The 23,624-nt window shown below is 69.6% G+C and carries 22 protein-coding genes and 1 pseudogene; 15 read left to right on the top strand and 8 right to left on the bottom strand.

What is annotated here, in order from left to right; genetic code table 11:
- Positions 1–141: 141 nt before the first annotated feature.
- The 4 genes from AVW11_RS28480 to AVW11_RS28465 all read right to left on the bottom strand — a co-directional run bounded on the left by AVW11_RS28480 (position 142) and on the right by AVW11_RS28465 (position 6,442).
- On the bottom strand, positions 142–768 hold the full coding sequence (locus tag AVW11_RS28480) for a hypothetical protein (RefSeq protein WP_143568917.1): 627 nt from the start codon (positions 766–768) through the stop codon (positions 142–144).
- 173 nt (positions 769–941) lie between these two features.
- The gene (locus AVW11_RS28475) at positions 942–5,579 is read right to left on the bottom strand and encodes a putative T7SS-secreted protein (protein WP_076046438.1); all 4,638 of its coding nucleotides are present in this window, start codon (positions 5,577–5,579) and stop codon (positions 942–944) included.
- On the bottom strand, positions 5,580–6,146 hold the full coding sequence (locus AVW11_RS28470) for a hypothetical protein (RefSeq protein WP_076046437.1): 567 nt from the start codon (positions 6,144–6,146) through the stop codon (positions 5,580–5,582).
- Entirely contained in the window at positions 6,146–6,442 is a 297-nt protein-coding gene (locus AVW11_RS28465) for an SseB family protein (RefSeq protein WP_240528292.1), read from the bottom strand. The genes AVW11_RS28470 and AVW11_RS28465 overlap by 1 nt, the downstream gene beginning before the upstream one ends.
- Before the next feature lie 409 nt (positions 6,443–6,851).
- Here AVW11_RS28465 and AVW11_RS28460 point away from each other — a divergent pair, with 409 nt between their 5' ends.
- On the top strand, positions 6,852–7,478 hold the full coding sequence (locus tag AVW11_RS28460) for a hypothetical protein (protein WP_076046436.1): 627 nt from the start codon (positions 6,852–6,854) through the stop codon (positions 7,476–7,478).
- Positions 7,479–7,654: 176 nt separating this feature from the next.
- Here AVW11_RS28460 and AVW11_RS28455 read toward each other — a convergent pair whose 3' ends face one another.
- The gene (locus AVW11_RS28455; RefSeq protein ID WP_079250835.1) at positions 7,655–8,845 is read right to left on the bottom strand and encodes a barstar family protein; all 1,191 of its coding nucleotides are present in this window, start codon (positions 8,843–8,845) and stop codon (positions 7,655–7,657) included.
- Positions 8,846–8,949: 104 nt separating this feature from the next.
- On the opposite strand from AVW11_RS28455, the pseudogene AVW11_RS28450 reads away from it, so the two are divergent.
- The 4 genes and pseudogenes from AVW11_RS28450 to AVW11_RS38675 all read left to right on the top strand — a co-directional run.
- A pseudogene (locus tag AVW11_RS28450) lies at positions 8,950–9,234 on the top strand (HNH endonuclease); the annotation flags it as partial.
- Positions 9,235–9,696: 462 nt separating this feature from the next.
- The gene (locus AVW11_RS28445) at positions 9,697–9,924 is read left to right on the top strand and encodes a hypothetical protein (RefSeq protein ID WP_076046435.1); all 228 of its coding nucleotides are present in this window, start codon (positions 9,697–9,699) and stop codon (positions 9,922–9,924) included.
- A complete protein-coding gene (locus AVW11_RS28440; protein WP_240528291.1) occupies positions 9,921–10,496 on the top strand; it encodes a sigma-70 family RNA polymerase sigma factor in 576 nt (191 codons plus the stop codon). The genes AVW11_RS28445 and AVW11_RS28440 overlap by 4 nt, the downstream gene beginning before the upstream one ends.
- A gap of 851 nt (positions 10,497–11,347) precedes the next feature.
- On the top strand, positions 11,348–12,166 hold the full coding sequence (locus AVW11_RS38675) for an IclR family transcriptional regulator (RefSeq protein ID WP_420856411.1): 819 nt from the start codon (positions 11,348–11,350) through the stop codon (positions 12,164–12,166).
- Between the two features lie 551 nt (positions 12,167–12,717).
- Here AVW11_RS38675 and AVW11_RS28430 read toward each other — a convergent pair.
- Positions 12,718–13,305: a TIGR04222 domain-containing membrane protein gene (locus AVW11_RS28430; RefSeq protein ID WP_076046432.1), complete on the bottom strand. Its 588-nt coding sequence runs from the start codon at positions 13,303–13,305 to the stop codon at positions 12,718–12,720.
- 144 nt (positions 13,306–13,449) lie between these two features.
- Between AVW11_RS28430 and AVW11_RS36845 the strand changes: the two genes are divergently transcribed.
- Positions 13,450–14,100 (top strand): hypothetical protein, encoded by a 651-nt coding sequence (locus AVW11_RS36845; RefSeq protein WP_076046431.1) that lies wholly within the window; start codon positions 13,450–13,452, stop codon positions 14,098–14,100.
- 122 nt (positions 14,101–14,222) lie between these two features.
- Here AVW11_RS36845 and AVW11_RS28420 read toward each other — a convergent pair whose 3' ends face one another.
- The gene (locus tag AVW11_RS28420) at positions 14,223–15,365 is read right to left on the bottom strand and encodes a hypothetical protein (RefSeq protein WP_240528290.1); all 1,143 of its coding nucleotides are present in this window, start codon (positions 15,363–15,365) and stop codon (positions 14,223–14,225) included.
- 153 nt (positions 15,366–15,518) lie between these two features.
- Here AVW11_RS28420 and AVW11_RS28415 point away from each other — a divergent pair, with 153 nt between their 5' ends.
- The 3 genes from AVW11_RS28415 to AVW11_RS28405 all read left to right on the top strand — a co-directional run bounded on the left by AVW11_RS28415 (position 15,519) and on the right by AVW11_RS28405 (position 17,390).
- The gene (locus tag AVW11_RS28415; protein WP_076046430.1) at positions 15,519–15,833 is read left to right on the top strand and encodes a DUF6247 family protein; all 315 of its coding nucleotides are present in this window, start codon (positions 15,519–15,521) and stop codon (positions 15,831–15,833) included.
- Entirely contained in the window at positions 15,830–16,090 is a 261-nt protein-coding gene (locus AVW11_RS28410) for a hypothetical protein (protein WP_076046429.1), read from the top strand. The genes AVW11_RS28415 and AVW11_RS28410 overlap by 4 nt, the downstream gene beginning before the upstream one ends.
- Positions 16,091–17,186: 1,096 nt before the next feature.
- Positions 17,187–17,390 (top strand): hypothetical protein, encoded by a 204-nt coding sequence (locus AVW11_RS28405; RefSeq protein WP_076046428.1) that lies wholly within the window; start codon positions 17,187–17,189, stop codon positions 17,388–17,390.
- A gap of 354 nt (positions 17,391–17,744) precedes the next feature.
- Here AVW11_RS28405 and AVW11_RS28400 read toward each other — a convergent pair whose 3' ends face one another.
- The gene (locus AVW11_RS28400) at positions 17,745–17,951 is read right to left on the bottom strand and encodes a hypothetical protein (RefSeq protein WP_076046427.1); all 207 of its coding nucleotides are present in this window, start codon (positions 17,949–17,951) and stop codon (positions 17,745–17,747) included.
- A 313-nt stretch (positions 17,952–18,264) separates the two neighbouring features.
- Between AVW11_RS28400 and AVW11_RS38670 the strand changes: the two genes are divergently transcribed.
- From AVW11_RS38670 to AVW11_RS28375, 6 genes are all read left to right on the top strand, one after another.
- Positions 18,265–18,597, top strand: coding sequence for a helix-turn-helix domain-containing protein (locus tag AVW11_RS38670; RefSeq protein ID WP_240528289.1), 333 nt, complete (start codon positions 18,265–18,267; stop codon positions 18,595–18,597).
- Between the two features lie 33 nt (positions 18,598–18,630).
- Positions 18,631–19,137: a hypothetical protein gene (locus AVW11_RS38665; protein ID WP_240528288.1), complete on the top strand. Its 507-nt coding sequence runs from the start codon at positions 18,631–18,633 to the stop codon at positions 19,135–19,137.
- Between the two features lie 118 nt (positions 19,138–19,255).
- A complete protein-coding gene (locus tag AVW11_RS28390; protein ID WP_076046426.1) occupies positions 19,256–19,696 on the top strand; it encodes a hypothetical protein in 441 nt (146 codons plus the stop codon).
- 127 nt (positions 19,697–19,823) lie between these two features.
- On the top strand, positions 19,824–22,595 hold the full coding sequence (locus AVW11_RS28385) for a PKD domain-containing protein (protein ID WP_143568916.1): 2,772 nt from the start codon (positions 19,824–19,826) through the stop codon (positions 22,593–22,595).
- A 165-nt stretch (positions 22,596–22,760) separates the two neighbouring features.
- On the top strand, positions 22,761–23,249 hold the full coding sequence (locus tag AVW11_RS28380; RefSeq protein ID WP_076046424.1) for a matrixin family metalloprotease: 489 nt from the start codon (positions 22,761–22,763) through the stop codon (positions 23,247–23,249).
- A 2-nt stretch (positions 23,250–23,251) separates the two neighbouring features.
- Positions 23,252–23,624, top strand: a 373-nt coding sequence (locus AVW11_RS28375; protein ID WP_143568915.1) for a hypothetical protein, incomplete at its 3' end; no start/stop codon positions are given.

Genomic DNA, 23,624 nt, shown 5'->3' with positions numbered 1-23,624 from the left:
GGGCGCCGGCGATGTCGCCGCGCTCGGTGACCTCCTGGCACTGCTGCCGCGTGCTTCCCCGGCCCTGGTCCGAGGCCGGGTCCGCGCGACGGGCGGATCGCGGCCCCGTCTCCCCGTGACCTCGCTCTCGTCGCGGCTCGCTCAGAGCCGGTCGGCTTGCTCGTGCCGGAAGTCCTCCCAGGCCGCACGCACACCTGCCTCGACCTCGGCATCGTCGAGATCTCCGGGCTCGGCGAATTCCGGGTCGTAAGCGTAGTCCTCAAGGATCATGAATACCCGGTCGAAGAGATCGCTGAGCGGCCCTTGGATCCGTTCGCCGTTCGCAAGGGAAGCGCGTCGAGCTTCCCACCAGCCGTCTGCGAAGTCGCGTGCGCTGCACGTTCCGGCGGTGAGGGCGTCCAGTAGCGTCACGTGTCGCGCCGCAGCACTCGACGGGTCGATGTCATCCGTGCGGGACGCTGCCCTGTGCTCAGGCGCATATGCGGCGGCCACTGCCGGCAGGTGGGGGTGGCGGTCCGCGAGGGTGCGCGCATACCGGCCGAAGCGTGCGCGTGCCGTATCGGCGCCTTCGCCGACCGCGGCTGCCATGAACGGCGCGGTTCCCGCGATCAACGCGTAGCCCGGTTCGGGGAACAGAACGGCTCCCTGCAGATCGGGTGTGCTGAGCAAGAACGGTGGGGGGACCTCCAATCCGGGTGCGGGTGCGGTCGGCCGGAACTCCGCACCTGCCGTTTCCGTGAGGCCGCCCGCGAGCTGAGAGGCAAGCATGTTTGCTGCACCGACCGCGCGGCACCCCGCCGTGATCCGACGAGCCAGCGCCGCATCGAGTCGGACACCTGCAGGCAGCGGTGCCACGGACTTGTCCCGTAGCCAACTCGGGGCGAAAGCCCCGTCCGAGCCGAGGACGCCCCGCGGATCGGAAGCCTTGTACTCTGAACCAGTCACCACAGAAACCCTTTGTCGATGATTCCCTGGAACTGTTTATCGCCCAGCTTCCAGGCAGACCAGAATGTACCATCGGCGTGCAGCATGACCATCTTCTGGGATGCCGTATCGATGAATCCGACGGCTTGCCCCTGGCCTCTGTAGTCGAATCGGTAAATCTTTGTTCCGTCGGCTGTCATATGTTCACGCATGGCCTGTTCGAACCGCTGCAGGTTTGCCTTGTTCAGATTTCCGGGGTTGTCCAGGAAATCCCCCGCATGAGCGTGGAACTTTTTACTCATGACCTTCTGGGAGGAGAAGTCGGCCTTCTCCTCCCAAGCACCCCGCGGACACGGGGCAAGCCCCAGGGGATCGGTCCAGGAGTGAGGATTTTCCACATACGTGGCGGGGTTGGGGGCAGGACCCAGTCCCAGCGGGTCGAGTGTGAGATAGCGAGCAGTTTCCGGGTCGTAGTGGCGGAAAACGTTGTAGTGGACGCCGGTCTCGGGGTCGTAGTACTGACCAGGGAAGCGCAGGGGGGTGTACGCGCCGCTGTCGCGGGCCCAAGCGGCGGTGCCCCACAAAGTGGCCCGGCTGCGCCATGCGATGTCGCCCGCTTCGTCGATGAGTTCGGTGGGCGTGCCGACGAGATCCGTGGCGATGGCAAAGAAGCGGCGGTCGATCTCCTCCTGGCGGTCGTCCGCCGTGAGGATGCGCTCGGTCTGGCACAGGGGAGTGTCGCCCAGATGGTCCCAGGTGAGGGTGACCGTGTGAGGCCGGTCCGGCCGGTGGCTGGCTTGCTCGCACAGGGTGAGGCCGTCCCAGGTGAACCGGATCTCCTCGGCCACGCTCTCGCCATCGGCAGCCAGAAGCTGTTTCGCGGTGCGCCGGCCGAGGGGGTCGTAGTGGTACCTCCAGCGGGCGCCGTCCGGGGTGGTCACCGCCGTGAGGCGGTCCTCCGCGTCCCACGTGTAGCGCCAGGTGTCCGGCTTACGGGAGAGCCGAGGCTTCTGGCGGAGGGTGACCCGGCCGAGCGCGTCGTGCTCGAAGCGGACGTCCCCGGCACGGTCGAGAGCCGTGCCGGTGTAGGTGCGCGGCCCAGTAGCCTCCCCACCGGGATGGCCTGTCGGCCAAGACGCCCACGTCTGATTGCCGGTGTCGTCGTACGCGTACCGCTCCGTCCAATCCTGGGCGTGCACGGCGGTGACCCGGCCCGCACGGTCGAGGTCGAAGGTACGTGTGCCGGACATTCCGTCCGTGACGGAGAGGAGACGTCCGTCGGCACGGTAGGCGTAGGCGCGCCGGTTGACGGAGCGCTCCCCGGCGGTGACGTGCTGTGCCGAGAGCCTGCCGGCTGCGTCCCACGCGGACGTCATGGTCACCGTGTCGCCGAAGACACGCTCCAGTTCGCGCCCGGCGTTGTCGTGGGAAAAACCTACGCGCCGTCCTCCGGTGATGAGCGATTGGACTTGCCCGTCCGCACCGTAGGAGTATGAGGTCACATGTCCCGTAGGTGTGACTCGGCTTGTACGGCGGCCCAGGACGTCGTAGGCGTAGCTCATGGGGCGGCCGTCGACCAGCTCGGTCTTGGTGAGTCCGCGACGGTCGTACTGGTAGCGAAGCTCCGCGTCCGGTCCGACTGCCTCCAGCAGGCGTCCGGCCCTGTCGTAGGCGTAGGTCGTCGCCCGGCCGTCGACGCATTTGCGGACGACCTGGCCGAGCTGGTCGCGTTCGAAAGCGATCGTCCCGCCGAGCACGTCCGCGCGGGCCGCCAACCGGCCTGCGGCGTCCATCCGGTAGGTGAGCGTACGGCCGTCGAAGTCGGTTTCGGCGATGATGTTGTCAGCGGCGTCGTACGTGTAGGTCCACCCCCGCCCCCGGGGATCCGTGACACGCGTCAGGCGCAGGGCGGCATCATGCTCGAATTCGTAGCGTGCGCCGTCGGGCCCGGTGCGGGCGACCGGTAGGTCGAAGTGGGTGTACTCGAAGCGGGTGACCCCGCCCGCCGCGTCGGAGCGGGTCAGCAGGTTGCCCTCGCCGTCGTACGTCCACGACTCCGTGGCCCCGTCCGGGCCGGTACGCCGGGCGAGTTGCCCGTCGGTGTGCCACTCCAGGCGGGTGACGCCGCCCTCCGGATCGGTGAGGCGGACGGGACGGCCGAGGACATCCCGTTCCGTCAGAGTCACGGCTCCGGTCGGAGCGGTCACCTTCAGAGACAGTCCAGCCGCGTCGCACACGACGCTGCTCGTCGCGCCTTCGGCGTCTGTGACTGACGCGAGGCGGCCGGCGTGGTCATACGTGTAGCGAGTGATGGCGCCGGCCGGGTCGGTGACTGCTGTGAGGTTGCCACGTTCGTCGTACTGCAGAAGCGTGCGCGCGCCGTCCGACGAGACGACCTCTACGGGCAGCCCGAAGATGCCGCGGACGGTGCGTAGCTCGTTCCCGTCAGGGCGCACGGCACGGACGAGCCGACCGTCCTCGTCGTACGAAAAGGTTGTCGTGTGGCCCAGGGGGTCGGTGCGGGACAGCAGGTTGCCGCGAGGATCGTATGCGTAGCGGGTGCTGTGGCCGAGCGGGTCGGTCACGGCCAAGAGCTTGCAGCCGGGGCCGAATACGTGGCGTGTTGCGTGTCCGTCGGGTGTGGTCAGCGTGGTGGTGTGGTGGCCCGTTGCAGGGTCAGGGTCGGTGTAGGCCAGAGTGAGGCGGACGTGTCCGGCTTCCCCGCCCTCCGCCACCACACGGTCGCGGTCGTCGTAGACGTAGTCATAGCGGCTGCCGTTGGAATCGATCCAGGCGATGACGCGGCGGCGGTCGTCGTAGACGAAGGTGGTGGTGGCGCCCGAAGGCTTGGTGACCGTGGCGAGGTTGCCCTCCTCATAGCCGTAGTTGATTAGGAGCAAGTCGGCATCGGCTTCGCCTGCGCCGGCCAGGGACACGGCGGTGATCAAGCCGTTGGATGCCGTCAGCTTCAAGTGGTGGCCGGCCGAGTGCACCAGTGCCGACGGCAGACCGTCCTCTGCACGGTCGATGGCGATGGTGTGGCCGTTGCGGTCGGTGACTTCGGTCAGCCAGGCTTGACCGTCGTCTCCGGGCTTGCTGCCGGACGGCGAGGTGAAGCGACGAACCACCCCGTTGTCGGAGTCGGTGACCGTGTAGTCGCCGACGGCATCACGGGCCAGAAGAGTGCGCGCCCTTCGGTGCTCCGGCTGTGTGGGCAGGCCCGGAGCCGGATGCGGGTAGGTGATCAGCAGGCCTTCGGCAGTGATGTGCACGACACCGGTCGCATCGATCTCCAGGCGTTCGTCGACGGTGGACGTCCACGCAGCCCCCAAGAAGCGGCCGACCGTGCAACCGGATTCCGTGCGGCGGGTGAAGACGAGGGGCAGGATGCCGGGCAGCTCGACATCGGTCTGTGGCAGGAACATACGACCGGTGGCGAGGTCCACCGGGTCGCCGCCCACGGTGCGGTCGCCGTCCGCAGTGCTGTGGGCCCCCTCCGGTCCGTCCTCTGCGAGTCTGCGTGCCCGCGTGGCAGAGGCTGCGTCGTCGAGGTGCTTGGCGGTGGTGGTGAGCTTCTTGGCGGCGCCGGTGCCCTTGGAGCCGATGACTTCGGGTATGAGCTTGCCGAGACCCTCGAAAGGGTCCTTCATGAACTCGTCGAGCATTTGCTTGCCGGCACCCCACGGGTCGTTGGCCATGACGACGAGGCCGGCCGCAGTCGAGTTCAAGTTGGTGCGGTACTCGGCCGGGTGGGTCAGGTTGTACGGGTCGAACGGGTTCAGGCTGCGGCCGAAGTTGGCCATGCCGGCAGTGCCCTTGAGCACACCGCCGACCAGGTGCGTGGAGGCCAGGTCGAGGTAGTCGAGGCCGTCGCCGAGCTGCTTGCTGTACGACGGCTTGGGCGGGGCGGCATCCCGCGCCGTACGGACGGCCGCCGCGGCGGTCTCGGCCTGCTCGTTGCGCTGTCGCCGGGCGCTGTTGAGTTTCTCCTGCGCTGCCTTGGCCATCTCCTTCCCGGGGTCGGGGTACGTCTCCGACGGCCGCGGCGGCAGGTGCTCCGACTTCGCCCTCACAGCGTCGTTGTAGGTCGTGCGGAGCTTCTCGTGCGCGTCGAACGCGTCCTGGGAGGCCTTCAACGCCGCTTTGTAGTCCTCCAGCGCCTCTTTGGCCTTGCCCTGGGCCCACTCGACAGTCTCTGCGAACCGGTTCATGGCGTCGGCAGCCTTGCCAAAAGCGTCAGCCGCCTTGAACCAGCGTGGCGGCTCCTTCGCGACGGACTCCCGGAACGCGGTGGCTGCCGCTCCCTTGAGCCCGTCGGGCTCGGTGAGGTTCTTCAGGCCGTTGCCGACAGATTCAAAAGCCGCCTTGAAGTCGGTCAGGTGGGCGACCTGCTCCCGGATCTTGGCAGCACTGCCGTAGACCAGCCGCTTCGGGTCCTCGGTCTGGCCGAGTTCGAGTTCGGCGACATCCGCGCCGAGCTGGTTCGCGGCGGAGCGGCTCTTGTCGCGGACCCAGTTGCCCGCATCGTGCGCGCCGATGTCGTCGGCGAAGTCGGCAGCCTTGTCACCGCCCCACTCGACGAAGTCACCGACGTCCTCGGCACGATCCTCGACCCAGTCTTCCGCCGAGTCCGGAACGAAATCCCGCCAGCCCATCTATCCGTTCCCCCCATCGTGCCCGCGGGACTGGTCCAGCAGGTCCTTCAACGAGCCGATCCTGCCGTTCGAGGTCACCGTGTCCTTGGTGTCCGACCAGGTCTGCTCCATGTCCTTGTCGCTCTTGTCGAACGACTCATCGCTGTAGTCCGGCTTGAAGACGTCCGCGCGGAAGATGTCGCCCCACTTCTTCTTCTCGATCTCGTCCTCGCCGGCATATGGGTTGCCGTATGCGGCGTTCACGGCGACCTTGAAGGAGCCCTGGATGTACTGGTCCTCCTCCCACAGTGTCCCTGCCGCGATCCCCAGGTTCGCCGCGAGCGTCGACGCGTCCTGCACCAGGGCGCGCACCCCCCACTCCCAGCGCTCGCAGAAGTCCTCGAAGTCCGCTGCCAGCCCTGCGTGCCCGGTCTCCATCCCCGTCATCGACAGGTTCTCGAAGCCCGCGCCCTGCGAGGCACCTGCCGCGTCCCCGGATTCACGCAACTCCGATATCGCCGCCCGCAGGCCGGTCTGGATCGCCGCGACCGCCTGCGGCGAGACCTCGAGGTCACCGTCGCCCGCCATCAGACCCTCACTCCGCGGTCACTGTGGGTGTCCTGCCCCAGGTCCACGGCGAACGGATCCGGGACGATCCCGGAGACCGGCGGGAACAGCATCGCCCCGTCTCCGTCCGCCACGTTGACCGCGACCCCCATCGGACGATCCGACTGCGGCACGACCGCATCCACCAGCCGGCCGCCGAGCATCACCAGATACGGCCACTCCCGATCCCCCTCACCACGCGCCCGTACGAACCGTGCAAGGGAGTCCTCGTCCGTGAACGCGTACAGCCATCGGACACCACCCGACAGCGCAGACATCAGCCCATCCTGGACACCGGAACCGGTGCTGCCGTCCGCGCGCGGGAGCAGGGAGCAGGGCCCTTCGAAACTCACCCACCAGGCGCCCAGGATCCCCCCTCCCCTCCCGGTACGCCGCAATCTCCGCAACCAGTCCCATGAACTGTGTCCCCTCCCGCTGATCAGCCCCAAAAGGGAAACCGTACCTTGATCGCTAAATCGGTCTATAGGTGCGGAAGAGTTCTGGCCAACGATCACCGGCCTCGGGGAGTGGGCCACAGACCATTGGCCGTATGACTGCGGAGCGGCGGTTGATCGCTTGGCATGGTGGTGAACAAGCCTGCCGGTGGATCGCGGTACGCCACGCGACCCACCACCTGGCCGGCGCCCATCCACGTCGTCGCGACGCTCGCACGTTGCGGCTGGGCCGGTGGCAGTCGCGGAGGATCTTCCCGTCACCCAGCACGAGGTCGACGCGTGGCTTGCCGGCAGCTCCGGCACCCGCTACGAGGTGCGCGACTTCGCGGTCTGGGCCGCCCGACGCGGCCACAGCCGGCCCCTCCTCGTTCCCCATCGGCCAAATGCCGCCCCCGAGGGCCTGAACGAGGACTCGCACTGGGAACTCCTCCAGCAGTGCCTCACCGACACTGCGCTTCCGCTGGAAGTCCGCGCAGCCGGAGCACTCCTGCTCCTGCTCGGCCAGCACGCCACCCGAATCGCCGCCCTTCCCGCCGACGCGCTGAGCACGGTCGACGGCCACGCGGTACTCCTCCTCGACCGCACCCCGATCCGACTGCCCGAACCCCTCGCCCGACTCCTCGCCGTTCTCACCGACCAGGCGCCGCCCGACGGATGGGCGGCCAACTCGCCGCGCCGCTGGATCTTTCCCGGCGTCAGGCCCGGCCGGCACATCTCCGCCACCGCCCTGTCCCGGCGCCTGGCCGCCCACCACATCCCCATCCGCCCTGCCCGCACCACCGCACTGGTCCAACTCGCCCAGGACCTGCCGCCCGCGATCCTCGCGCCCATGCTCGGCCTGCACCCCATCACCGCCTAGCAATGGCGCCGCCGCGCCGCCACCGACTGGACCGCCTACCTCCAAGCCTGCAGCACCAGCCGGGCACCGGGAGACAATACGACCGGGGCCCTGATGGCCTGGCCCGTTGCCCCACTCCGTTCCTTCTCCAGGTCAGGCGCCGTCCTCAAGGGGGCCGGGATTGTCCGTCGCCTCGCTCACTGGAGCACGACGGTGACGCCGTACTCGCGCAGGAGGTTCACGGTCTCCTCGAAGTAGGACGCACCGAGGTGGTGCAGGATGTGTCCGGCGAGGGCGCGGCGGGCGATGTCCGCGTGGTGCCAGACCAGGGTGAACGGGGGGACGACGGAGGGCCCGCCGCACAGGTAGTCCTGCACTGAGTCCAGGTCTCTGCCGTAGTTGGCGCCGGGGCCGAGCAAGGCTTCGCCGAGTGCCAGGAGCAAGCCGGTCCTGTCGGTGACGTGCTGTCCGTCCAGGTGGTACGTCCCGCCGGAGAGGCCCTGCGGCCCGTACGGGCCGACGCGGGTGAGGTCCAGCCACTCGGACCGGCCCTCGGCGTCGAACTGTGCCCACTGGTTGGGCCGCGTGGGAACACCGTCGGACCAGATCTCCCAGACTGCGCGGGCGGCCAGTGTGGGGCGGTCGTCACCGGGGTCGGTGATGGTGAGGTCAATCAGGGCTCCGCCGAGGACAGACGGGCGCGCCTCGACAATGTTCAGGTCGAGGCGGTACCCGGTCATCGTCCGGCCGTGGCGGTCGAGGCGCCAGAGCGTGATCGGGTCGCCCTCCTGCGGAAGGGGACGACACAGCAGGGCCTGAAGCGGTGCGGCGGGTTCGCAGCCGATCAGGTTCACGGGCTGGGTCGGTCGCTGCGGGCGCGGGGTGAATAGGCCGTCAATGGAACGGCAACCGCCCGATTGGCTATCCCCCCCGATCGAAGGGAACCACAGGTCGAACCGCGGACTCGAAGGCAGCCGCTTGCTGCCCAAGTAGTCGTCCTCCCTGACGCCGGTGCCCACGACGACGTCCACGCGCCCGGGATCGCCCGGCGTGGGCCACTGGGCCAGGACAGCCGTGTCCTCCAGGTCCCAGAAGCGGGGCGGCCCGTCTTTCGAGGGGTCCGTAGGCTCGATCGAGAGCATTCCGTCCCCCAGCAGCCGCACCTGTTCGGTGCCAGCCGCCACGGCCTGGACCAGCAGGCTCTCGCGCGGGCAGCCGCGCAGTGTCAGGACCTCTCGCGGTAGCGGAGGCGGGTCCATGAACAGGCCCTCAACCTCCGCGCACCGCCCCCACAGCACGTCCTCCTCCTCACCGTGGATGTCCTCCCGCACCAGGAGATACCGCACCGGGAAGTCCCGCTCCCACCCCGTATGCTCCTCGGACCGCACGCTTCTCCCCTGCTACCAGGCTGCCTTGGCGCGCCAACCCTACGGCGCGCCGGCGCCGACGCCTTCCGAATATCGCACGGTTAGAATGACGCTCCCCGCCAGTCGGAGCGTCGGCGTGGACGGCGGCGCGGCGGGAGGCTTACGCGAACGACCAGGGCCAGCCGGCCTCCCTGGTCGCGGTGACGGCCCGGTCGAACCGGTCGAAGGCCGATCAGGATCCGGCGGAGTGGCTGCCGCCGTCCGCGGAGGCGCTGTGCCGGTACGGCGCCGAGTGGACCGCGACCAAGCTCCGCTGGGGCCTCGCGGTCGACGAGGCGGAGAAGGACCGGTTGCTCGACATCGCGGCCGGCTGCGGCGGCACGGACGTGGAGTTCACCCCCGCCCCGTAAGCGGGGTGCGGCACGTGCAGGGCTCTCTCCCGTCAGGGGTGGGGGCCCTTCGTCGGTTGATGCCCCCGTCCGGCGTCATGTCCCGGGCGGGGCCTGACGGCCTGGGGTGTGCGGTGCGGGCCGGAGCCGGGGTGTGGCCGGGATCCCGTCCTTCTGACCTGCCGTGCCCGCTCTGCGCCCTGATGCTTTCCGCTCTCGTACCGGTTGCGGGCGCGCCGTGATGCGGGTCGGAAGGGGCTCTGGCCAGGAGGGTTTCCGCCGGGCGTGCGCCGGTGCGTGGGCCGCGCAGGGAAGCGGACTTGACCGCTCCGGAAAGTTTTCGAAAGTGCCCTGAACGTTTGGGGGTTGTTTTCGCTTGGCTGATGAGTAGGAGCCGGTTTTCGGGCCGGGTCCTGGCTGCCGGACCCGGGGGGTGGCACGGCTGTCTGTCTACTTCATTTGCTTGGAAGGACTCCGTTCGACGTGAACAGCACCGAGCCCCTCGTCCTCGCGCTGATAGCCGCGACTGCTGTGCGGGTGTTCGCGCCCGACGTGGTGAGAGGTCTGCGGCGCCTGCTGGGCGCCGGTGTCCGGGTCGGCGCGGCGGAGCTGTCCGCGAGCCGCCCCGTGTACGGCCCCGCGGCCCGTCAGCAGGAGATCCCGTCCGCCGGCCTGGACGGGCCTGGGGAACAGCCGTGGGGGAGCTCATGACCGACGCCGAGTACGACCCCTTCGGGGAACAGGCCGTCTCCAGCGAGCTCGCCGGTGTCATGCCGGTGGAGTTCGTCGCCTTCCACTCGCAGAACCATGTGGCTTACCTCGAGTACGCCCACCTGGAACTCGGCGGTGATGCCGCCCCGGTGGTGGTGGAGGACGTGTTCATCTTCCTCCTGGCGGTGTGGCCCGACGCCCTGCAGGAGGCCAACCTCCAGGCGTTCGCCTGGGCGCAGCTGCGCGAGCACGTCGAGCGCTACCGCGCCCGCCAGGTCGTCCCCGTCGCCCTGGTGGACACCGCCCGCTACGCGGCCCTGCGCCGCGGCTCACGCCGGCAGCTGGAGCTGATCGAGTCCCGGTCCGGTGTGTACGAGGCGATCGCGGAGCTGCCCGACCGGCACTACGACGTGGTGCTGCTGACCTACCTGATGGGGCTGGAGACCCCGGAGGTGGCGCAGCGGATGGGTATCGCTGTGGGGACGGTCCGCTCCCACCTGCATACGGCCCGCCGCATGCTCGCGAAGAAGATCGGAATCGACTTGAATCCCGGAGAGGAGAAAGACCTGTGAATGACATGATCCGCAACGACGCGGACGCCGGCAGCGAACTGGACGAGGCTCTCCAGGACACCCAAGTCTTCACCGACGAGTACGCCTTCTACGACGAGGACGCCGCCCGCCGCCGCATCGCCCACCGTATCGCCGCTGCCCGCACCAGCCGCGCGCTGACCGCCCCGAGGGCCTCGGACGCCACCTTGGCGCTGCCGGCGGCGGCCCGGCCCGGCAGCCCGGCGGACCGCAAGCACGTCCTGGACGCGGCCTCCAACGTCAGGGCCGCGCGCACCCTGGACACCATGGCCCGCGCTCTGGTCGACAGCCCCTCCTTCACCCGGATCGCCCTCGATGCCGAAGCCTGGCCCCACAGCCAGCCCTCCGCACTCCTCTATGCGAGCCTCCTGCACCTGTCCGGGCGGATGGAGGCCGCCCAGTTCTGGTTTCAGTACGCCGCCGGCGCCGGATCCGACACCGCCGCCCGCGCCCTCTACCTACTGCACCTCTCCCGAGCGGAGATCACCACCGCTCACCACTGGCGCAACCAGCCCCAAGGCGCCGGCCCCGATTCGCGGGAAGAGCTGCCGCCCCTGCCGTCTCTCGACACCGTCGAGGACACCCTTCACGCCTCCATCATCTGGGCCTCCCCACCGGTCTCCACCACCGAGATCACCCCCACCCCGCCGACCGAACCCCTCCTGCGCAACCTCCCCGCCCCCATCCGCCACGCCCTCGATGCCACCGCACCCGAGGACCACGAAGAACTCGGCGACATCTACACCCCCACCCCCCGCCTGGCCTCCGCCCTGGCCCGCTGCGCACGCCTGGACCCCGCAGGCCTTGCCGCGGAAGCCAAGCCCGGCGCCCGCCTGGCCAGGCGCTCCAAGCGGCAGCAGCCCGTCAACACCCACCTGGAATCCGCGCATCGGGCCCTGCGCGTGCTGGAGGTCATCCACCGTCACCCCGAGGGGGTGTCCCGGACACAGATCGCACGGGAGACCGGACTGCCTCAGCACTACCTCGCCCACGCCATCGAGCACCTGGTCCGCACCCAGCTCGCCACCCCCATCGCCCCGCGCGTCTACGCCGCCGGCACCTCCCTCAAGCTCGCCGAGAACGGCCGCAGCGGCGGCGCCCTGCTGCGCGAGACACTCGCGTTCCTGCGCGACGCGGTCGGCGCCGCCGTCTACGTGGCCAGCTACACCGATGGCGAGGTCTCCATCACCCAGTACGCCGACAGCCCCACGGCCCCCGCCGTCCACGAATGGGTCGACTTCCGCGAAGCCGCCCACGCCTCCGCAGTCGGCAAAGCCCTCCTCGCCCAACTTCACCCGGCCGAACGCCGCGAACACCTCGACCGCCACCGCATGGAGGCCTTCACCCCCCACACCATCACCAACCCCCAGGTCCTCTTCACCGAACTCGACACCCGCCCCCCGGGCGAACCGCTCCTGGACCTGCAGGAGTACGCACTCGGCACCGTGTGCGCCGCCGTCCCCATTCCGACCGGCACCGAGCCGGAATGCGTGGCCCTCTCCCTGCCCACCCCCGATCCCCACAAGCTCCAGCAGGCCGCCCGCGTCCTGCGCAACGAAGCCATCGCTGTCCTCCTGGCCCTCCTCGTCGGCGGAAGCACCCCCACCCCACCCCGCGAGACCACAGCTCCCCATGCAGTGATCCACCGGTAGCCGCCTGCTGGCGCCGCCTCGCCGCGGGCGCCTCGGCACGAAGCCAGAGGGGCGGGAGGCCGTTCGCCGGCGCCGGACGCGCTGTGCCGGTACGGCGCCGAGTGGACCGCGACGAAACTCCGCTGGGGCCTCGCGGTCGACGAGTCCGAGCGCGACCGGCTCCTCGACAACGCGGCCGGCTGCGGCGGCACGGACGTGGAGTTCACCTCCGCCCCGTAGAACACCGCCGAAGGTCAGGGCCGCCACCTCGACAGGTGGCGGCCCTTCGCCGTGCCCGCAGCCGGGCGCGGCGCTACTGCCGGGCAGCCGGGCGGGCCCAACGGGGTGCGCTGTTGGGTCGCCTCGGGTGTGGGCGGTGGCGCAGGCGGAGCAGGGTGGCGGGCGGGAACGTGTCGGAGGGTGGTGTGTGCTGGCGAAGTGGGACTGGTGGACGGTGGAGTTCGGGGACGCGCACGCGGGCGCGGTCGGCGTCCTCGTCGGCTGCGCTCCGCTGACCGGGGCGGACTGTCTTCGTTGGCAACAGCCTCGAAGCCCCGCCGTGCCTACCGCTGTCAGTCACCTCCACCAGCGCCTCCGCCGAACCCGCCTCCATCCGCGCCGCTGTCCGTTCTGTGACCGCGGTCGTCATCGAGGGCTTTACCCATGCGGATCAGGGCGCGCCCGAGGGTGTCGGACACGGGGTGGGCGCCGACAGGCCCGCGTCGGGCGGACCCAGGGACGAGTGCGGCGATACCGTGGAGCGCGTACGCGGGCACATCCCCCGCGGAGGCAGCGTCCGCGAGGCGTCGCCGTCCGGCGCGAGTGGGCTTCCGCCGTCTGCGACGCACCAGACCCAGGCAGACAAGGCGGCGCGCGAGCTCGTCGACCTCGGGGGAATGCCTGACAGCCTCGATGACCTCCCGCACCGGCTTGCTCCGCGGGCAAGCGACGATGACGGCGACCTCCACCGGGTGATCGGGGCGCTCCTCACCGATGACGCGTAGGCGGGCAGCCCCCAAGGACAGCGTCCCGCGCTCAATGAGGGAGACAACCACGCTCTCCGCGACCCGTAGGCCCCCGCCGGCAAGGTAGGCGTACTGGTAGGCGTCCAGGTCCTCGCCGCCGCTGTCCGCTTCTCCGCGCCGGAACATCCGCGTCATCCTGCGTCCCCCCTCAAGCCCGCATACAGCTTTGTCCGACGGATGATCTCGTCGACGCTGCCGCTCCGGTGAGCCTTTGCCCACGGTCAGAGCTTCTTCTGAGCTTCAAGACGCCGAAAGCGGGGCCTCCGGACCAGGAACCCGGTGGCCGGTGCGGACGTGCATCCGCAGTTCGACTTCCGCGCGGTCGCGGCTTGGCTGGTCGCCCACGACAAGATCGAAGTCCCCGCCGGGCCGACGCTCGCCACGCTCGTCCTGGCCGGGGTCGGGGCCGGGGGTGCCTCGCACCGGTTCCGTCTCGATGACCCGTGGCTCACCCTGGCCGACGACGCCGGCGGCGAGGACACGTTGTCCGGCTGGTCCACCGACACCGACGCCGACGCGATCGCCGCCCTGGCGGCCGGGGAGTTCGGGGCGGTACTGCGTCGGCTGGCCGCGCCGGGTGCCGGCCCGTTGGCGGTGCCGGGGGAGGTGCGGGTGATCGACCGGTTCCGGTCGGGGTCGGGTGGCCTGCGGCTGACGCTGGCCTGGCCGGCCGGCCTGGCGCGGCACCGCCGCCCCGGGGCCGGCGGGCGGAGTGGTCCGTCACGGGGTCGCGTACGCCGGTCCGGGCGAGGCCTGCGTCTGTACGCGGCACGGCTGCGGTGGCGTGGTCCCGGTCTCCTGGTGTGCCGAGCACGGCGACGCCGTGGCGCCGGTGTTGGAGTGGCACCCCGGCGGCGGGATCCGCTGCACCGACCTCTCGGCCGCACGGGCGGCCGCGGTCGGGCAGACGCCGAGGTGACGGTCGACTAGTTCGGCACCGGGATGAGCGGTGCACGATGCCGCGCCGCTGCTGCCCTCGGGCACATCCCGGGTGTCGTAGGGATCCGGGCAGCAGCAGTCCGTCGTGCTGGTGGGCCGCGGCGTGACCGACGCTACGGGGCGGGCTTCCTGTGTCGTTTGAGCAGGTCGGTGAAGAAGGCGGTGAGGATCCGTTCCCCTTCCCCGTGGGGCTGTGTGAGTTCCCAGCCGCCGAACCGGTAGATCTCATAGCCGGCCAGGCACAGACGCCGGTCCTCCGCGACCATGTCCGAGTACAGCTGCGGGACGGCGGTGTAGGTGACCCGCCCCTCGGCATCGGGCGGGTTCCTGCGCCCGTAGTGCTGGACGCCATCAACCTCGATGACGATCCGGGACCGGTCGGGTGCGAGAAGAAGGAAGTCCATCCGCTGCCGATACAGCGCGCCGGACTGCTTCCCGCTCTTGCGCGCGTACGGGTCGTAGTGGAGGTAGACCTGTGGAATCAGCGCGGGAAGCTCGAAGCCGTCGGTCTCCGCGTAGGCCGCGCAGTAGGTGCGCAGCACAAGCTGCTCGGGGAGTGAGTCCAGCGACCGGTACAGGCGGCGATAGAGGGTGTCGGCTGCCGTCTTCTCGTCCACGTCGGGTTGATGATGGGTGCGCCACCAGGCAACCATCTGACGCCAGGTGAGGCCATGCGGCGGCAGCGGGTCCGAGTACACCAGGCAGTTCTCGGCGTTGCGGACTATCTCGACGTCGTTGTTCACCGCGTCCCGCAGGACGATCTCCGGCTTGGGCCCGACAGCCGCGAAGATCAGGTTCTTGAAGCTGCCCCCCGGCCCCTGCTTGAAGCGGCTCTCGTACTCCAGCTCCTGCAGTTCCTCCAACGCATCACGGGTCGGACCGAGGATGCCTTCGACGCAGTCTCGCCGGGCCTGCCAGCTGCCGCTCATGTCGTTCTTGCGCCAGTAGGTGCCGAAGCCCTGCGGGCCGTTGAACGTTTTGAACGGCCACGTAGGAGCCTCCAGGGCAAGCCGCCGCATGACAGCGCCGTGCGCCTTGATGACGAGCACCACACCCTCGTCATCGAGTCGTATGTCCCTCCCGTCGGTTCCATAGCTGACGAAGTCCTCGTACAGGAGCTTGGTCAGGGCGACCGCCACATCAAGATCCGTCTTGTCAGCCAGAGGGCCAAAACGCAGCGACTCGATCAGCGACACATCCAAAACCCAGCGCTGCGCCCAGCCGTCCCCGCTGCTGAAGAAGTCATCCCTGTTCAAGAACCCCCCACCCCGATCTGCCATCTTGTGAACGCCATCGTCCGCTGCGCTGGCCACCGTCCGCCAGATCCGCTGTCGACTGCCCTGCCGGAACCTCCCCGGCTGGGGCCGCGGCGTTCTACCGTGGCCAGTAGCACCCGCGAGGAGGAGCCGATGAGCGCCCAGCCCGACCACACACCCGCCCCCACCACCCCGTACGCGCCTGCGCCAGGCGCTCCGGCCGAACTCCTCGCCCAGCTCCGCGCGGACCGGCGTGCGGAGCGGTGGGTGCCAGCCTTCGAGCGGGAGTGGGCGGCCGCGCTGGAGGAGTCCCGCCGGACGTTCTCCCTGACCACCCTCTACGAGGTCGTGCACGTCTGGCAGGCCCGGCTCGTCTCCGCACCCGCGGTCGACGCCTTCACCGCTTCCGGCCGCGACGAAACGGAGTTCGTGGACATGGCCGAGCTCCGCGGCCGGCGGCGCCCGTGAGCCTGCCCCTATACGCGGTCCGCCTCTCGACCCCGGCCGCGAAAGTCCTTGCCGAACTCCCCGAGCACGCCGAAGAAACGGTCTGGGACCTCCTCGACGCCGCAGCGGCCGACCCGTGGGGCTTCCGCCAGTGGGACCCCGACGACCCCGAAGGCGAAGACGTCCGCATCGCGTCCGCCGGACGGCTATCCGTCATCTACTTCGCCAACCGCATGCTGCGCCACCTGTCCGTCCTGGACATCGTCTGGCTCGGCTAGACCCTGGCCGCCACCAACGAACTGCGCCCCGAGCCAGATCTTCTCGCCGATCCGAACATCCGCGGCACGTCCAAGTTCCGCGAACGTCGCCTTCGAGGGCTACACGGGGAACACGCACTTCGTCATCAAGTTCATCGTCATGCCGAGCGTCTTCAACAGCCACGACGAGATCGACAACGTCCGCGTCATGGCCGACTTGAGTAGACATGCATCCGGAAACGCAAGAAGGACCAGACGGAAGACCTGGTTCGTGCCCCGGCGCGTCAGCCGACTTGCGCCGAACGGGACCGGGACCGCCCGGCCCGAGGCCGAAGGGCACGTTCTTCTGCAAGGACATCACCGAGCAGGTGCGTAGTCGGCGAGACCTGCGAAGGACCCGATGAACGGGACCGGTGTCACATAAGTCAGGAACGCCGTTCCCGTAGATGAAGGTGCCCGTTCTCACCTACGACAAGGGTCTACCTCCATCTGAACGTCGAACAGGGCCGTCTCTGCATGTACGGGGGCGATATAGAGGTGGAGAAACGGAAGTCGTCCCGAACGACGACTTCAAGAACATCGGTTCCGGACCAACGGTCGAGAAAGTCGGGAGTCCGGCCGTGCAGCACGACATCCTTGTTGCCGGTCCGCCTTGCCATCGATTGTTCCCAGGTCAGAGGCCCTGGCAGGACTCCGGACCGTCCTGGTGACGGCGGATGGCGGACGGCCTCAGACGACTGGTTGAGCTGGTTCAGCGGTAGCGGTCAACGGCCTGCTACACCCGAAACGCCCGCGGGTCGTCACGCAGACGACGGCCCTACGCGGGACGACTGCCTGTGGATAACTTCGCCTGAGACCGCGAGCGCTGAGTAACAAACACCTGTTCGCGGCGTTACGAGCCACCTATGCCACGGAGGATGAGCCGGTGCGTCGCGTTCGTCGGCGTGCCTGTGTTTCGCGGGACCGTACCTGTGCGTGCCCCGGATCTGTCACCCGCGCCGGATAGTCTTGGCGTACTCCATTGGGAGGCTCGTGCAGCTTCTGGGGAACCGGGTTTTGACGGACCGTCGCCCCGGCTCCCTAGTTGCAGCGCGGCGGTCCTGATTGGGGGGCTCCCATGCCGGAGAGCGACAAGCCGACGTCCAACGGTTCCGAGGACGAAGGCCGGCCGCCTGTTCGGGGTGAGGGCCGCACCACCGTTCGCGAGATGCTGCTCGCCGGCGTCGTCCAAGCCGTCATGGCCGACGTCGCCGACGAGACCGCGCACTGGTTTGTCCGGTGCCTGGTGCGGCTGTACGAGATGCTCGTCAGCCACCTGTAAAACGCGACGCGCCCCCTGGTGTCCTACCACCAAGAGGCGCGAGGTGCGGGTTCCACCCGCGGCGGTCTCTGTCCAAGGTTCGAGCCGGGCAGAGGCCGCCGTACCGTGTGACACCAGTCTGCCGAGCGCCACTGACAACGTTCAGAAGCCTGATTGCCGCAGTCGCGTGAGGCATTTACGTCACCAAACCCCACCGTAGCGCAACGCCCTATGTACTGGGGTGTGCGGGACTGCCCGAGGCCCCGTCTTCAAGTACATCTGAGAATGCGGTGCACGCGGGTCCCGGGTAGGTCCGTGAACCGACTTACGGACCCCCTCGTCTGGCCAGGTGTCTCCTGCCGTAGATGGCTGTGGTCAGCTGGTTTGCGCCCGGGTGACGGTGCCAGGGTCGGCGTGCCATTCGCGTCCGCCGTGTTCGGGGGCGATGAAGGCAACGGGTCGTCGGGTGCGGTGGTGGGGCGGGTCGGAGGGGTCTTCCCATGCGGGGTCGATGTCCCGCAGGATCCCGACCCGGCCGTAGACGTCCTGGACGCGGTGTCCTATGTCGGTCCGGTCGATCACCGGACGTCCTGTTCACCGACGTGGGGGTGGTGGCGGATGTCGACGTTGCAGTCGGACACCCCGGACAGGTCCCAGGCCCGCCGGCACACCGCCCGCCGCGCCGCTGCACCCCCGCACCATCGAGCCGGGGGAGTGTCACGTGCACGGCGGCGCCCTGGCCTCCGCCGGGTGTGCCGGGCTTGCTGTCGTACGTCATGCCGTCCACCGCTCCTCGCGCCGCCTGCACGGCGCTCTTCGACCTTCCCCCTGCTCGCATACCGTCGGTGATCTGATGTCTCCTCACCAGGGGCATCGGTAGGGGCAAGATGGGGTGATGGACCTGGGGGACTTGATCAGAGACCTGCGGACGGCGCGAGGATGGTCGCAGGGCAGGTTGTCCGATCAGATCAACGCCCGGTACGGCACAGCACTGACCCGCGAGTACATCTCCCGGTGGGAGCGAGGCGCGGTCACGCCGGGCGCCTACTACCTGCGGTGCTTGTCCGTCGTACTGGACGTGCCCCTGGCTGTTCTGGAGGGTCAAGTGGATCAACGTGAGTCCCTCACCGACGCGGCCGGCGCTGCCATAGCCCCGCTGGTGGCCTCCGACCTCCTACCCGGGAGCTTCGCTGCGCGTGAGACCGGCGGCCCCACGGTGGAGGCGTGAGAGGCGAAGCTGGCGGTGTACGGGACGCAGTACATGAGCCTGGGTGCGGCCGACATTCAGCGCCGGGTCAGCGCCGAGCTCGTCACCCTGCAGCAGCGGCTCGACAACCCCCGCCTGTGGTCCGTCGCCGCCCGTCTCATGACCCTCTACGCGAAGACGTTCCCGGGCTCGGACGGGGCGAAGGCAGTGCACTGGTACCGGATGGCCGCGAAGGCCGCCGACGCCTCCGACGACCTCGACACCCGCGTGTGGGTCCGCGGCCGCGCCGCGATCGCCCTGGGCTACGAAGGCGCCGCCCTCCCGGTCGCGGACGTCTTCGCCGACCAGGCCATGGCCATCAGCGACCGGCCGTCCCTGGGCCTGGTGAACGCCCTCTTCGGCAAGGCCCACGCCGCCGCCCTCCGTGGTGACCACACCGCCGCACGCCGGCTCCTCGCCGAGGGCCGGCGGAGCCCGTCGGCTCCTTCGACGCCGGGCACGTCGCGAAGGTCCACCTCACGGGCGCCATGGTCGCGCTGCTCACCCGGGGGCACATACTGACCGCAGTACCGCCCGACGGGCACGCGCTGGAGGACATGGAGGCCTGGCTGGCCACCGGACCGCCACTGCAGGACGAACCCCACCCCCGGACCCTGCGCGTCCCGGCGCCGGTGTGCGGATGTGCGACAAGCGGCTGCCGGACGAGGCCCGCCTGCGCTGGGGCCGGGTGGCGCTGACCGCCACCGACCGCTGCACACAGGCCGAGGGCGTGACCGATCTGGTCCGTGCGCCGGAACTGGCCTGCGTACAGGTCTACTTGCTGCAGCAGTTCGGCTCGGGCCGCGGCGGCGACCCGGAGGCCGTGTGCCGGGGGCTCCTCGCGCTGATCGACCTGGAACCGGAGCAGGCCGCGGCGCAGGGCGGGTCTGGCGCGGACCTGCCGCACCACCGCATCCGGCACCTGCGCCGTATCAAGGGCCTGATCCCGTGGCTGGTCGTCATCCGCCCGCACCTCGAGGACGAAGCCCTCGTGGCGGCGGTCGGCGCCGTGGGAGGCGGTACGGCCGCAGTTGCCGTAGCTCCGTTCCCGACGGGCGTGACATCGGCTTTCGGACAGTAGATGATGATCGTAGTCTTCGCAGGTCTGCGTGCGCCCGACTGTCGCTGGGGGAACAAGAGGTCTACCAGTCGTGCGGCGCCGCGCCCGTGACGGCTCTCCATGACCTCTTCGCGAAGGAACCCTTCTGGTGCGTCCCACTCGTGCGACGGCCCTGCTCACCGCAGGTGTCGTCACCCTTCTTGGTGGACCGGTCGGCGCTGTGGGCGCCGCCGAGACCCCGGCCAACCTCTACGTGAGCAACCACGACGGCTCCGACTGCTCCGACGCGGGGACCGGTACGCAGGCCGTCCCGTACTGCACGATCTCCGCGGCGGCCAAGGTCGTGCAGCCGGGCCAGACGGTGCGGATCAAGCCGGGCAAGGTCTACGACGAAGCCGTCACCATCGCCCGCTCCGGGGAGCCGGGCAGGCCCGTCAGCTTCGTGTCCGAGATCCAGACGGGCCCTGCCGGGCACGTACAGCTGGCCGCCGGCAAGGGGCTGACCGTGACCGGCGCCTCTCACGTCGTGCTGAACAAGCTGCTCATCCGTGGCGGCCTCCAGATCAAGGGCTCCTCCGACGTGGAGCTGGACCGGATCCACAGCCGCAACGTCGGCCAGGCCTCTCTCGTGGTCGGCGAGGGAAGCTCGAACGTGCGCGTCAGCCGGGGCAACCTGGGCGAGGTGCTCGTCAACGGCGGTTCTCGCAACACCGTGCTCAGCCGCAACAATGTCCTCGGCCACTCCCGCCCGGCGGTGGCCGTGGCGGATGCGCCCGGCACCGTCGTCACCAACAACACGCTCTACGGCTACTGCGCGGCGACCCTCTCGGTCACCGGAAGCTCGACCGCCTCCGGCATCTTCAACAACGTGCTCCTCACCGAGAGCACCGGCGGCGCGTGCACGTCGGCCGATCCGCGGAACGCGGTCCTCGTGTCGCAGACCGCGGCGGCGGGCACGCTCGCTGACTACAACCTGCTGTTCGCCGTTCCCGGTCTCGCCCCGGTACCCTACAGCTGGTCCGGCACCACGTACAAGGATGCGGACACGTTCCTGGCCGCCACCGGCCAGGGTGCGCACGACATCTCGAACGAGTCGGACGTGGAGGGCGACGGGTTCGAAGGCTCGCCGCGCATCGACTCCGCCGATGCCACGGCGCCGGGCGTCCTGCTCACCGACGTCGCCGGAAACCCGATGGTGGACGACCCGCTCGTTCCCAACACCGGGAAGAACGGCGGATACCTCGACCGCGGCGCCAGCGAGCTCCAGGACGGCCTTTCCCGGGCCACGGTGACGGTCGACCCGGCCCACGCGCCGGCCGGGACCGAGGTCCAGGTGCAGGCGGGCTCCGACAGCCGGTGGCCCACCACGATGAGCTACCAGGTCGACTTCGGCGACGGGACGACTCCGGTCGTCACCTCGCCGGGCACCCCGCACGCCCCCGTCAAGCACGCCTACAGCCGGCCCGGCGACTATGTGGTCAAGGTGACGGCCGTCAACGGTGTCGGCGTGAAGGCCTCCGCCGAGAAGCCGGTCAAGGTGGCCCCGGCGGGCCCGGGGATGGCGGACTTCACCGCCACGCAGGTCCTGCCGCCCGCGGGCGGCTCGGACGCGCACGTCGCCCCGCTGACCTACGCCATCAATGCCTCGGCGTCGGTGACGCCGTGGCCGGTGGCGCGCATGGACGTGAACTTCGGTGAAGGCTGGTCCCAGAGTTACGACGGTCTGACCGCCGTGCAGCACACCTACGCCAAGCCGGGCGCCCACGAGGTTACGGTCAAGCTCACCGACATCAAGGGCGGCACGGCCACGACCACCCGGACGGTGGCGGTGGACTACGCGCCGTCCGGCTTCGTGGCTCCCGAAAGGCCTCACCGTCTGACGGACACCCGCTTCCACGGCGGCGCCATCCGGGGCGGCGAACCGACTGTCGTCCGCATGCCGCTCCAGCTGCCGACATCGGATCACACCACCGCGGGCGGCATGTCCTCGGTGGTTCTCAACGTGACCCTGACCGGTGCCACGCAGGACACCCACCTCAGCGTGTCGCCGACCCGCGAGGACCGTCCGGCGACGTCGAACGTCAACGTCCGGGTGGGCGGCACCACGTCGAACACGGTGACCGTCCCCGTCGACAAGAACGGCTGGGTCTGGATGCGGCTCAACTCCGGTCAGGCCCATCTGATCGTGGACTTCGTGGGCCACTACCAGCCGAACGCCGGCCATAAGTTCAGCCCGATCGCCCCCACTCGCCTTGCCGACACCCGTACGGCGGGCGGCCCGCTTGCCGGCGGTACGACACGCCCGGTGAAGGTCGCGGGAGTGAACGGCATCCCGGCAGACGCCAAGGCAGTCGCGGTCAACCTGACGAGCACGGGTGCGACGTCGGATTCGTGGGTGTCCGCCTACCCGGACTCGGCGCATCCCACGGGGAGCTCGAACCTGAACCCGGAGCCGGGCAAGGACAAGTCCAACCAGGTCATCGTCCCGGTCGGCCCGAACGGCACGATCTGGCTGTACAACAACGCCGGTTCCACGCACCTGATCATGGACGCGGTGGGCTACTACGGCGGCGACGCCAAGGCCCTGTTCACCCCGGTCGTCCCGAAGCGTTTGGCCGACACCCGGCTGACGGGCAAGCTCGCCCCGGGTGCGACCACGACGGTGTCCGGCCTGCCGGCCGACGCGGTGGGCGCGGTGGTGAACCTGACGGCCACCGAGACCACCGGTCCCGGGTTCCTGACCGCGTTCGGCCACGGGTCCGCCCGCCCGGAGGCGAGCAGCCTGAACACCCTCCCCGGGCTGACCGTCCCGAACCACGTGACGACCCCGGTCCGGGACGGCAAGGTCAGCGTGTTCAACAGCTGGGGCGGCAGCAACCACGTGATCACCGACCTGCTCGGCTACTTCACGCAGGACTGATCCCCGTACCACCTGGACCCCGTACCACCTGGACCCCGGAGCCCCGGTCCCCCGCACACCGTGCGGAGGCCGGGGCTCCGGGCCGTCCGGGACGGCGTGATCCTCAGCCGAAGGCCGGGCGGTGTTTTTTGGCGAGCTGCCTCCTGCTCCTGACCGCCTCGGGCGGTGGCCGTCGCTGCCGCGCCGTGTGTCAGGGGCGAGTCGGAGTCGCGGTCGCGCAGCTCGGCGGACGACGGCGAGATCAGATGGACGGCGAACACGGCCTACGCCGACGCGTACAAGCATGCCCTCAAGGCGTGGCAGTACTCCGGCCACAAGATCAAACTGGCTCCGGACTCGGCGACCACCGTCAACGATCTCGAGTTCGTGGACTACAACGACCCGAAGGACCGCGCGGCCGCGAAGTGGAACTACCGTGGAGGCCCTGGTCAGGCCGACTACATCCGGTTCAACACGGCGGCGATGAAGAACGCGAGCTCCACCAAGCGCCGGCAGATCGCGGCGCACGAGCTGGGTCACGCCCTGGGGCTGTGCCACAAGTCGGACGCGGGCGGTCCGGGCTATGTGCGGTCGCTGATGTGGCCGACCGCCCACGAGTACTTCGATCTCCCTCAGGATGTCGACCGAGCCAACTACTCCAAGCTGTGGGGCTGATCATGAGCGTGAAGACGTGGGCGCTGGCCGGGACCGCGGCCGCCGTCCTCCTCGGCAGCGGCGGCTGGTACGCCTGGGAGAGCGGCGGCGCATCGCACACGGAGAGCCTGTGCGGGACGCCGTCCGGCGGCACGGATGTTGAGGTGGCGACCAGTGCGCAGGGCTTCGCCGTGGTGGAGGCCACAGGGGAGGCAGCGCACGACCCGCAGGCCGTCGGCGCCGAGAACCCCGAGCTCGTCACGACGCCGGTACGGATCCTGGAGTCGATGAAGGGGAAGTTCGCCCCGAGCATCGGGGTGTCCCAGCGGGTAGAGCCCGGCGGGACACCCGCTGCCCGGTGTCCCGCAAAGGGTCACGCACGACTATGTCCGCGCC

The sequence above is a fragment of the Streptomyces amritsarensis genome, assembly GCF_001953875.1.
Lineage (GTDB): Bacteria > Actinomycetota > Actinomycetes > Streptomycetales > Streptomycetaceae > Streptomyces > Streptomyces amritsarensis.
The sequence above is the reverse complement of the archived record's forward strand: the minus strand, read 5'-3'. Positions and strand labels throughout refer to the sequence as shown.

Coding starts and splice junctions, on each gene's coding strand:
- AVW11_RS28480 (WP_143568917.1), bottom strand. CDS start 768: ATGCTTGCCTCTCAGCTCGCGGGCGGCCTCACGGAAACGGCAGGTGCG.
- AVW11_RS28475 (WP_076046438.1), bottom strand. CDS start 5,579: ATGGGCTGGCGGGATTTCGTTCCGGACTCGGCGGAAGACTGGGTCGAG.
- AVW11_RS28470 (WP_076046437.1), bottom strand. CDS start 6,146: ATGGCGGGCGACGGTGACCTCGAGGTCTCGCCGCAGGCGGTCGCGGCG.
- AVW11_RS28465 (WP_240528292.1), bottom strand. CDS start 6,442: ATGTCTGCGCTGTCGGGTGGTGTCCGATGGCTGTACGCGTTCACGGAC.
- AVW11_RS28440 (WP_240528291.1), top strand. CDS start 9,921: ATGACCGACGCCGAGTACGACCCCTTCGGGGAACAGGCCGTCTCCAGC.
- AVW11_RS28430 (WP_076046432.1), bottom strand. CDS start 13,305: ATGACGCGGATGTTCCGGCGCGGAGAAGCGGACAGCGGCGGCGAGGAC.
- AVW11_RS28415 (WP_076046430.1), top strand. CDS start 15,519: ATGAGCGCCCAGCCCGACCACACACCCGCCCCCACCACCCCGTACGCG.
- AVW11_RS28405 (WP_076046428.1), top strand. CDS start 17,187: ATGCCGGAGAGCGACAAGCCGACGTCCAACGGTTCCGAGGACGAAGGC.
- AVW11_RS38670 (WP_240528289.1), top strand. CDS start 18,265: ATGGACCTGGGGGACTTGATCAGAGACCTGCGGACGGCGCGAGGATGG.
- AVW11_RS38665 (WP_240528288.1), top strand. CDS start 18,631: ATGAGCCTGGGTGCGGCCGACATTCAGCGCCGGGTCAGCGCCGAGCTC.
- AVW11_RS28390 (WP_076046426.1), top strand. CDS start 19,256: ATGTGCGACAAGCGGCTGCCGGACGAGGCCCGCCTGCGCTGGGGCCGG.